This window comes from Acrocarpospora phusangensis (assembly GCF_016862995.1).
Lineage (GTDB): Bacteria > Actinomycetota > Actinomycetes > Streptosporangiales > Streptosporangiaceae > Acrocarpospora > Acrocarpospora phusangensis.
Window position 1 is genome coordinate 103066 of sequence record NZ_BOOA01000024.1, and the last position, 8154, is coordinate 111219.

Below are 8154 nucleotides of genomic sequence, written 5' to 3' on the forward strand. Positions count from 1 at the left end.
GCAACGCCCCGCCCGCTCAGGGACCTCCTGAGCGCCGGCCATCCCGGCGCCAACGCAATGCGGACATGAGGGACGAGCCGCGACATCGAACCGCGAGCGCTCAATGGAAGATCGGACATTTCGCGGACCAAGCGGACGCCCGGTCGCCTCCACGACGCCGCACCAGGCGCGAGTCGACCGGTCAGCTCACCAGGTCGACGGCCGTGCCGTGGTCGCGGGCGGCGGAGACGAAGTCCGGGGGTGCGGCGGCGCCGGTGATGAGGAGGTCTAGTTCGGGGAGGTCGCAGATGGGGGCCAGGCCGATGCGGCCGAGTTTGGCGGAGTCGGCCAGGACTACCCGGCGGCGGGAGGCGTTGATCATGCGGCGTTTGAGTTCGGCTTCGAGGAGGTTGACGCCGGTGACGCCGGAGTCGAGGTGTACGCCGTGGCAGCCGAGGAAGACCGTGTCCGCGTGGATGCGCTCCAGCATCGGGGCTCCCAGGGGGTCCACGAGGGAGTGGGTGACCGGGCGGAGGGTGCCGCCGGTGACGAGGACGGAGAAGCGGGGGATGGCCGGTTCGAGTTCCACGGCGACGCGCAGGCTGTTGGTGAAGACGACGAGGTCGGAGAGGTCGGCGCGGGCGACGAGGGCGCGGGCCAGGAACGTGGTGGTGGTGCCGGTGTCGATGATGATGCTCTCGCCGTCGCTGACGAGGGCGGCGGCGTGCCGGGCCAGCTGGGCCTTCTCGATGGCCGCGTCGCCCAGCGCCACCTCGTACGACGACTCGGCCGGCGGCGCGGACCTGACCTGCATGGCGCCGCCGCGGACCCGCCGGACCACGCCCTGGCGGTCCAGCAGTTCGAGGTCGCCGCGGATGGTCACGCTGGACACGCCGAAGATCTCGGCCAGATCGGTGACCCGGACGAACTCGTGCTCCTGCACCAGGGCCGCGATGCGGTCGCGCCGGACCGCGGCCGCGACGTCGGTGGCGGACGTCTCCGGCGGAGCGGCGTCCCTCATCGGCCCGCCTCGCCGTGCGTGAGGCCGGCGGGCAGGTAGGCCGCGTGCGCCTGGATGAGTTCGTCGCACACCGCCTCGATGGCCGCCAATGGAAGGGTGGCCGAGGTGTTGGGGTCGAGCATGGCTGCCTGGTACACCGCCGATCGTCGTTCCTCGAGGGCCGCTGTCATGGTCAGCTCTACCACATTCAGGAACGTGCGGTTGAGCGCCGCGAGCTGCACGGGCAGCGGCCCGACCGGCACCGGCCGGATGCCGTCGCCGTCCACGAGGGCGGGCACCTCGACGCACGCGCTCGGCGGCAGGTTGTCGATCAGCCCGTCGTTGGGCAGGGTGAGCTGGACCTCGCGCGGCGTGCCGGTGAGCATGGAGTGGATCACCTCGGAGGCCATCTCGAAGTGTTTCCACCGGGCCAGCACCGGCTCGCCGGAGGCCAGCGCGCCGCGCAGCCGCTCGTACGCGTCGAGTTTCCTGGCGCGGCGGCGCAGGCTCTCGTTGAGCGGCAGGCCGAGCCGGACGACCTCCTTCTCGTGCGGGAGGAACCAGGGCACGTACTCGGCGGCGTGTTCGCTGGACTCGGTGGGGAAGTAGCCGAAACGCCGGTAGATCTCGGCCCTGGCGTGGCCGCGTAGTTCGGGGTCGCCGTCCATCACCAGGTCGAGGTCCTCGTACAGGGAGCGGCCGCCGCTCTCGAAGCGGAGGACGAACGCCTGGTGGTTCATCCCGGCCGTGCGGAAGTCGATCTCGCCGAGCTCGCGGCCGATCAGGTCGGCGAGCAGGGCGTGCGTGTCCCGGACGGAGTGGCACAGCCCGGCCACCCGGCGCAGCGGCGTGCCGGTGAGCACGGCCCCGCACAGGGTGGCCATCGGGTCGGTGTAGCTGAGCAGCCACGCCTGCGGGCACAGCCGGGTCATGTCCCCGGCCAGGCCGAGCATGACGGGGATGGCGCGCAGGCCCCGGAAGATGCCGCCGAGGCCGAGGGTGTCGCCGACGGTCTGGCGTACGCCGTACCGGCTGGGGATCTCGAAGTCGGAGAGCGCCGCGTCGTACCCGCCGACGTCCATCTGGCAGATCACGAAGTCGGCCCCGGCCAGGCACGCGTCCCGGTCGCCGCCGGCCTCGATCACGGCGCCCGCGCCCGTCTCGGCGTCCAGCCGCCGGGACAGCGTCTCGGCGGTGGCGAGGCGGCCGGGGTCGATGTCGTGCAGGGCGACCCGCAGCGTGCCGGCGAGTTCGGGGCTGGACATCAGGTCGGAGAGGATCTTGCGCGTCAGTTCGACGTTCCCCGCCCCGATGAAGGCCAACTTTGCCATCCGAAACCTCCTGAAAGCAGGAGACTACCGTTTTGGAAAGCGGTGCGTCTCGGTTCACTTCACCAGCAGCCGGTCCGAGATCCGGCCGGCCGGGCGCACGTACGGCCCGAAGTCGACTTCGCGCCCGTCGACCAGGAAGCGGAGCCGGTCGAGCCTGCTGATCTCCGGGTCGCCGGTGAGGAAGGCCACCAGGGCCCGCCGTTCCGGCTCGTCCAGCCAGGCGATCGGGTCGGAGACGGCGCGGAACCCGCAGATGGCGGCGAGGTCGGTGAGCAGCCGCTTGCACTCGTCGTCGAGCAGGTTGTAGCGGGTACGGAAGAACACCGGGTCCGGGTCCACCTCCAGCAGCGGCCGCAGCCACAGGCGGTGCAGCGACGCGATGACCGCGTTGCGCGCGCCCGCGCCCGAGTAGTCGTCGGACCGTTCGCTGTTGTCCCAGTACGGCGCCACGTCCGGGCTCGCCCGTACCCCGTCGAGCACGCCGATCGACGGGATGATCGGGGCGCCGCTGCCGAGCAGGTAGGTGTCGTCGCCGGCGACCTCGCGGATCAGCTCCACGGCCTCCCGGTACGCCTGCTCGCGCGGCACGTCGCCGTGGCGTGCCCCCGACAGCGCCGCCGCGTACGCGAAGTCGAGCTTGAGGTACCGGTAACCCCAGTCGCGTACCCGCGCGAAGGTGGCCGCGAGGTGGTCGCGGGCCTCCGGCAGGGTGGTGTCCAGCGCGAAGTAGGAGCTGCCCCAGTTGTACCCGGCCGGTTTGGGGTCGCCGGCGGCGTCGCGCAGGAACAGGTGCGGCCTGGTCTGGAAGATCTGCGAGTGCGCCGGCGCGATGAAGGGCGCCAGCCACAGCCCGGGAACGAACCCGTGGTCCCGGATCCGCACCGCCATGTCCGACATGCCGGACGGGAAGTCGGCGCCGGCCTCCCAGTCGCCGACCGCGGCCTGCCAGCCGTCGTCGAGCTGCACCACGTCGAACGGGTAGCCGCGCAGGTCGTCCAGGACCTTGTGGATGAGCGGCTCGGTGATGTCCTCGAAGAAGGAGTACCAGCTGCACCACACGTTGCCCGCCCGGGTCGTACGGCGGCCGAGCCGTTCGCCGAGCAGTTCTGCGTACCGGGCGAAAACGGTCTCCTCGGGGCCGTAGCCGAGGAACCAGTCCGCGCCCGGATGCTCCGAATGCCCGGCCAGCAGCCGGTCGTCGGCCTCCACCCGGGGCACGTCCAGGCCGAGACCGCCGAGCAGCAGCACGTTCCCGTCGCCCGCGTCGAGCGCCCCCACGGCGCTGCCCGCGTGCCGGTACGGACTGTCGTTGTCGATGTCGTCCGCCGTCAGCATGCGCTCGGACCCGGGAATGCGCAGCGGCGGCCCGCCCAGCGGCCACCACGCGGTGGGACTGTAGGAGTTCCAGCCGTGCCGGTAGAAGTCCACCGCGCCGAAGGGGTGCAGGATGCGGACATCCCCGGCGGGCACGATCAGCCCTCCCGTCACGGCACGCGGCTCCCCGGGGAGCACCGCGGGCAGCCGGTGGCCCCCGAACTGCAGAATCGTCTCCATCGCCGTCCTTATCGCGAGGCCGGGCCGGTACGGTCGCACCGGCCCGGCGGGGGTTACTTGAGGATGTCGGCCACGCGGGCGTCGAGCTGCTTGAGCGCGTCCGCGGGGGCGACCTTCAGCTCCTGGATCTGGTCGATCACCGCCTGTGCCTCGGTGTTGATCTCGTTGGCGCTGCCGGTGATCGGGTAGTACGACAGGCTGTTGGGGTCGGCCGCGATGTCGGTGAACGCGGACACGTCCACGCCCTTCGCCCGGTGCGTCTCCGCGGCGGTGGTGGCCGCGGTCTTGATCGCGGGGAACACCACGGCGCGCTTGGCCACCAGGTCCTGGCAGGCGGGCGAGCCGATGAACGAGACCCACTGCCAGGCCTCGTCCGGGTGCTTGGTGCCGGCCGTGATGGACGGGGCGAGGCCGTTGATGATGGTCTTGCGGCCCTGCGGGCCCGCCGGCAGCGGCGCGAACGCGAACTTCTGCTCGGTGCTGCCGGCCCAGGTGCCGATCCGCCAGGATCCGTCCGGGACCAGGGCCGCCTTGTTGGTCTGCATCATCGGCTCCAGGCCGAGGCGGCCGGCCTCCTCGCGCGGCAGCACGTACCCGGCCTTCATCTGCTCCTGCCACCAGGTGATGGCCTCGGCCAGGCGCGGGTCGTCCAGCTTGTAGTCGGTGCCGAACGGGTTCTTGTCCAGGTACTGGAAGCCCATGGAGAGCGGCATCCAGGACCACTGGGTCTGCCCGACGACGCCGCCGCCCTGCTCCAGGCCCCAGCCGTACGTGGCGACCTTGGTCTTGTCGAAGCCGGCCTCGTCGCCGCGCTTGCCGTTGGCGTCCACGGTGAGCTTCTTGATCAGCTCGCCGAAGGTGCCGCCGTCGGAGGGATTCCAGGTGAGGTTCTTGAGGCTGGCCGGGTCGATCCCGGCGTCCTCGATGTCCTTGACGTTGTAGACGAGCGCGATCGTGTCCCAGTCCTGCGGCAGGCCGTACCGTTTGCCGTCGCGGACCCAGAGGGAGGCGAGGTCGCCGGTGTAGCGGGTCAGGTCCACCTTGTCCCTGGCCACGAAGGGCTCGATGTCCAGCAGCTGGTTGTTGGCGGCCAGCTCGGGATAGTACGCGACGTGGTTGGTGATCACGTCGGGGGCGGTGCCGGAGACCAGCGACGTGGTGATGCCGTTCCAGTAGTCCTCCCAGCCCTGCTGGGTGATCTTCACCTCGATGCCGGAGGAGGCGGTGAACGCGTCGGCGCACTCCTGGTAGGCGGGCAGCTGGTTGGGGTCCCAGAGGCTGTAGGTGAGGGTGACCTTCTCCTTCGCCGCGGGGGTCTCGGGAGCGGTGCCGCCGCAGGCGGCGGTCAGGACGGCGAGCGCCAGAAGGGCCATCGGCTTTCTGATCATGGTTCTGCCTTCACTGGGTTTCGGGGGATGGTCGGCTCCCGGCACCGCGTACGGCACCGGTCAGGGGATCCGACGGGGGTTTACTTGATGCCGGTGAACCCGATCGAGTTCACGAGTCTGCGTCCGAACACGATGAGCAGGAGGAGGACGGGGATCACCTGGAGCGAGGCCGCGGCCATCAGCCCGGCCCAGTCCGGCGAGGAGGTCGGCGAGGACTGCGCGAACACGCCCAGCGCCACGTTGAGCAGCCGCACGCCCTCGTCCTTGCCGACCAGTTGCGGCCACAGGTACTCGTTCCACGAGAACACCGCCGTGATCACCGCCAGCGTGGCCAGCGGGGCGGTGCTCATCGGCAGGATGATCCGCCAGAACACGGCGATCTTCCCGGCGCCGTCGATGGTCGCCGCGTCCTCGATCTCGGGCGAGATGCCGAGGAAGAACTGCCGCAGGAAGAAGATCGCGAACGGCGTCATCAGCAGGTACGGCGCGAGCAGGCCGGGGAACGTGTCGAGCCAGCCGAGGTCCCGGACCAGGGCGAAGTTGGGCAGCACCGTGAAGATCGGCGGCACCATCAGCCCGGTCAGGAAGACGGCGAACAGGGTGTCCCTGCCGCGGAACCGCAACCGGGCGAAGGCGTACGCGGCGGTGGCGCTGAAGCCCACCTGCCCGGCCACCACGGCCAGCGTGAAGATCACCGAGTTCCGCAGGTAGAGCCAGAAGTCCACCTCGGCCCCGCTGCCGCCGGCCGCGATCGACTCCTCGGCCGTGGCGTGGCCGAGCACCCGGGAGTAGTTGACCAGCGTCGGGTCGGCGGGGATGAGCGAGTAGTCGCCGTTGAAGATCGCCCGGTTGCCGGTGAACGCGGTGCGCAGCATCCAGACGAACGGGTAGAGCGTGACCAGCAGCAGGAGCGCCAGCGCCGTCCAGGCGAGGATCCGGCCGGGCCTGAACCGGCGGCGCGCGCCGGAGGTGTGGTGTGCCATCGTCGCCGTCCCTTACCGGAGGTCCGAGCTGGAGGCGCGGAGCATCCGCATCTGGGTGGCGGTCAGCACGATGAGCAGCACGAACAGGGTCGCCGCCATCGCCGCCGCATAGCCCATGTGGAACTCGTTGAACGCCTTTTGGTAGATGTAGTAGTAGATGACCCTGGTCGCGTCGGCCGGGCCGCCCTTCGTGGTCACCGCGACGGTGTCGAAGATCTGGAACGAGCCGATGATCGACACCACCAGGACCAGCACGGTCACCGGCCGCAGGAGCGGCAGCGTGATCCGGCGGAACAGCGTCCACTCCCCCGCGCCGTCCACCGCCGCCGCCTCGTACAGGTTGCGGGGGATCATCTGCATGCCGGCGAAGAACAGCAGCGCCGTGTAGCCCATGTTGCGCCAGGTGTTGACCAGCGCGATCGTCGCGATGGCCTGGTCGGAGTCGCCGTAGAAGGACTGCGGCTCGAATCCGAGCACCTGCAGGATGTGGTTCACGAAGCCCACGTTGTGGTCGAGCATGAACAGCGTCACGATCGCCACCGTGACGTTCGGCACCAGCCACGGCACCACGATGGCCGCGCGGACCAGCACGGACCGGGTGAGCCGGTCCATCAGCACCGCGATGGCGAGCGCGAGCACGGTCTGGGTGCCGATGTTGATCACCACGTACTCGGCGGTGATGCGCAGGGCGTTCCAGAACTTGTCGTCGGCCAGCATGGCGCGGTAGTTGTCCAGGCCCACGAACTCCGGGTCGGAGAGCAGGTTCCAATCGGTGAGGCTGATCCAGAAGCCGCGGAGCGTCGGGGCCAGGTAGAACACCGTGAACCCGATCAGCGCCGGCAGCAGGAACAGCCAGGCCACCACGGGGTCGCCGGCCGGCTTCCCGCGGCGTGCGCCCGGCGGCGCCGTACGCGCGGGGCGGGGCCTGCCGACGGTCAGCGTCACGAACCCACCACCTGGATCCGCAGCCCGCGCTCGCGCAGCGCGGCGAGCGCGTGCGGGTCGGCGGACGGGCCGGTGATCAGCAGGTCCACCTCGCTGATCGGCGCGACGGCGGCCAGCTGGATCTGGCCGACCTTGGAGCCGTCGGCCACCACGATGCGTTGCGCGGTGGCCCGCAGCATGCGCTGTTTCATCTCTGCCTCGGGAAGGTTGATATTGGTGATGCCCGCCTCCGGGTGCACCCCGTTGCAGCCGAGGAAGACCGTGCAGGTGTTGATCCGGTCGAAGACGTGGTGGGCCAGCGGGTCCACCAGCGAGTGCTGGAGCCGCCGCAGCGTGCCGCCGGTGAGCACCACGGTCAGGCGCGGGATGGCGCTCTCCAGTTCCAGCGCGATGTTGAGCCCGTTGGTGAACACCACGACCTCGGCCAGTTCGGTGCGCGCCGCCAGGGCGCGGGCGATGAACGTGGTGGTCGTGCCGACGTCCAGGGTGATGCTCTCGCCGTCGTTGACGAGGGCGGCGGCGGCCTCGCCGATCAGCGCCTTCTCGATCGCGGACGTGCTGAGCGCCTCCTCGAAGGAGGGCTCCTCGCGCAGCCGGTTGCCGACCGCCATCGCGCCGCCCCGCACCCGGCGGAGCATGTTGCGCCCCTCCAGGGCGTCGAGGTCGGCGCGGGCCGTGACGTCGGAGATGCCGAAGGCCGTGCTGAGGTCGGCGACCCGGACGAACTCCTGCTCCAGCACCATCGCGAGGATCCGCTCCCGCCGCACTTCCGCGGGAATCGGCTCGAACACGTTCGACATGTCGGCAATCTTCGAAAACCTTCGCTTACTTGTCAATAGGAAAGTCCGTTGTTGCCGTTACGAAGGAGTAACGGGAAGCTGATCGCTTTGTGTGCATATATCGTGCTTCCGATGCGAAGGCATGCTGCCGCAGGGCCAGCGGCTGCGTGGCCCTGCGGCAGGCTGTGTACGGCT

General features: G+C 70.2%; 7 protein-coding genes. All 7 read right to left on the minus strand.

Annotation, left to right across the window (positions count from 1 at the left end; all coding sequences use genetic code 11):
* Positions 1-181: 181 nt before the first annotated feature.
* The 7 genes from Aph01nite_RS16615 to Aph01nite_RS16645 all read right to left on the minus strand — a co-directional run bounded on the left by Aph01nite_RS16615 (position 182) and on the right by Aph01nite_RS16645 (position 7980).
* Positions 182-1000: a DeoR/GlpR family DNA-binding transcription regulator gene (locus Aph01nite_RS16615; RefSeq protein WP_204041790.1), complete on the minus strand. Its 819-nt coding sequence runs from the start codon at positions 998-1000 to the stop codon at positions 182-184.
* Positions 997-2310, minus strand: coding sequence for a family 4 glycosyl hydrolase (locus Aph01nite_RS16620; RefSeq protein WP_204041791.1), 1314 nt, complete (start codon positions 2308-2310; stop codon positions 997-999). The genes Aph01nite_RS16615 and Aph01nite_RS16620 overlap by 4 nt, the downstream gene beginning before the upstream one ends.
* Before the next feature lie 54 nt (positions 2311-2364).
* On the minus strand, positions 2365-3864 hold the full coding sequence (locus Aph01nite_RS16625) for a glycoside hydrolase family 36 protein (RefSeq protein ID WP_204041792.1): 1500 nt from the start codon (positions 3862-3864) through the stop codon (positions 2365-2367).
* A gap of 53 nt (positions 3865-3917) precedes the next feature.
* Positions 3918-5252 (minus strand): ABC transporter substrate-binding protein, encoded by a 1335-nt coding sequence (locus Aph01nite_RS16630; protein ID WP_204041793.1) that lies wholly within the window; start codon positions 5250-5252, stop codon positions 3918-3920.
* 80 nt (positions 5253-5332) lie between these two features.
* Positions 5333-6235, minus strand: a complete 903-nt coding sequence (locus Aph01nite_RS16635) for a carbohydrate ABC transporter permease (RefSeq protein WP_204041794.1) — start codon at positions 6233-6235, stop codon at positions 5333-5335.
* Between the two features lie 12 nt (positions 6236-6247).
* The gene (locus Aph01nite_RS16640; protein WP_204041795.1) at positions 6248-7180 is read right to left on the minus strand and encodes a carbohydrate ABC transporter permease; all 933 of its coding nucleotides are present in this window, start codon (positions 7178-7180) and stop codon (positions 6248-6250) included.
* Positions 7177-7980, minus strand: a complete 804-nt coding sequence (locus tag Aph01nite_RS16645) for a DeoR/GlpR family DNA-binding transcription regulator (protein ID WP_204041796.1) — start codon at positions 7978-7980, stop codon at positions 7177-7179. Before Aph01nite_RS16645 ends, Aph01nite_RS16640 begins: the two co-directional genes overlap by 4 nt.
* Positions 7981-8154 lie beyond the last annotated feature (174 nt).